A 1,880-nucleotide genomic window follows, 5' to 3' on the forward strand; every position below is an offset into this window, starting at 1 on the left:
GCTCATCCCCTGATCCAGGGGTGCGACCGAGAAACTCATCGTCTGCATGGCTGTTCCCGTCCCTCTCTCTCCGCCCCCGGTTGCCCCGGAGTTCCCCCCGGTTGACGGGGTTTGGGCCGCGCTTTCATTGCCCCGGAGAGGGAAGCGGCTTGGATTGGTGATACGGTATACCAGATGCCAGTTCATGACAAGCGGATATGTTCGGATCGCGGACTGTTTCTTCGATAAACGACGCCACGGCATTTTGTCTGCGACAGCGCGGCAACTCTGCCCCCCTTCGCCACCAGCTGGCATATCGTATACGGTATCCAAACACTGCATAACTGGTATACCAAATCCATTATAGCCCGGACGGACCGCTGGGGGGTACAAACGTTCTTGGAACTACACGCATTCCTCCCTGTAGATTCCCCCACCTGACGGCTCCACGGCTTCCTGCCAGCGGAGCCTTCTTTTTTTTCCGCCAGCCGAATCGGCCTGCGGCAAATTGGTATACCGTACACCAGACAGTTTTACCTTACTCCGTGTATGTGTAAGTTTGCTGGGTCAACGAATCAGGCAAACGGAGGAAAGCCATGAAAGCTGCGGACATCATGACCCGTCAGGTGGTCACCATCGGTCCCGACGCCACGGTGACCGAAGCCGCGAAGCGCATGCTGGAGAACCGGATCAGCGGCCTGCCCGTCTGCGATTCGAACGGGCGCCTGCTCGGCGTCATCAGCGAGGGCGACCTGCTGCGCCGGACGGAAACCGGTACGGTGCGGCGGGCGTCCTGGTGGCTCGCCATGTTCGCGGGCGCGCCAAACCAAGCCGCCGACTACACCAAGTCCCACGGCCGCCACGTGCGCGACGCGATGACGGAGTCGTTGATCTTCGTCACGGAGGAAACCCCGCTCGACGAGGTGGTCCGCCTGATGGAGAGCAACCGCATCAAGCGCGTTCCGGTGCTGAACAGCGGCAAGCTGGTCGGCATCGTCAGCCGCGCCAACCTGCTGCACGTCTTGGCCAGCATCGCGCCGGACGTCTCTCCCGCCGCGACGGACGACCGCGTCTTGCGCGACCGGCTGCTGGAAACCCTGCGGGCGCAGCCCTGGGCGCCGGAGATCAGCGACAACATCGTCGTGCGCAACGGCGTGGTGCATCTCTGGGGCAGTGTGCGCACCGAGGCGCAGCGTGACGCCATTCGCGTCGCCGCGGAGAATACCCCCGGCGTCATTCGCGTGGAAAATCACCTGATCATCGTAGATCATGTCGCAGAAGGCGCTGTCGGCTTCTGATCCGGTCGCCGATGCGGCGACAGAAAAGCCCCTTCCCGGCTCGTCCGGGAAGGGGCTTTTCCTTTCGACAGGCTCTTATTCGGTGGCTTTTACGACCTCTTCGGTGACCTTCTTGGCGTCGCCGAACAGCATCATGGTGTTGGGGCGGAAGAACAGCTCGTTCTCCACACCGGCGTAGCCGGCGGCCATGCCGCGCTTGATGAAGAACACCGTCTTGGCCTTCTCGACGTCGAGGATCGGCATGCCGTAGATCGGCGACTGCGGGTCGGTCTTCGCCGCCGGGTTGGTCACGTCGTTGGCGCCGATCACGAAGGCCACGTCCGCCGTGCTGAAGTCGCGGTTGATGTCCTCCAGCTCGAACACCTCGTCGTAGGGCACGTTGGCCTCGGCCAGCAGCACATTCATGTGCCCGGGCATGCGCCCCGCCACCGGGTGGATGGCGTACTTGACCTCGACGCCTTCCTTCTTCAGCAGGTCGGCCATCTCGCGCAGCGCGTGCTGGGCCTGGGCCACCGCCATGCCGTAGCCCGGGACGATGATCACCGACTGGGCGTTCTTCATGATGTAGGCCGCGTCCTCCGGCGAGCCGGCCTTGACCGTGCC

2 protein-coding genes are annotated in these 1,880 nt (G+C 63.1%); one reads left to right on the plus strand and one right to left on the minus strand.

The features are described 5' to 3' along the window. Positions 1-575: 575 nt before the first annotated feature. Positions 576-1,277: a CBS domain-containing protein gene (locus JJL56_RS32635; protein ID WP_200487922.1), complete on the plus strand. Its 702-nt coding sequence runs from the start codon at positions 576-578 to the stop codon at positions 1,275-1,277. A 75-nt stretch (positions 1,278-1,352) separates the two neighbouring features. Here JJL56_RS32635 and JJL56_RS33575 read toward each other — a convergent pair. Further along, the coding region (locus JJL56_RS33575; RefSeq protein ID WP_247891387.1) for an NAD(P)(+) transhydrogenase (Re/Si-specific) subunit beta at positions 1,353-1,880 on the minus strand (528 nt) is incomplete at its 5' end.

Source organism: Azospirillum aestuarii (assembly GCF_016632405.1).
Lineage (GTDB): Bacteria > Pseudomonadota > Alphaproteobacteria > Azospirillales > Azospirillaceae > Azospirillum > Azospirillum aestuarii.

Bases quoted from the DNA above. Each gene is read 5' to 3' on its own strand.
- JJL56_RS32635 (WP_200487922.1), top strand. From the start codon at position 576: ATGAAAGCTGCGGACATCATGACCCGTCAGGTGGTCACCATCGGTCCC.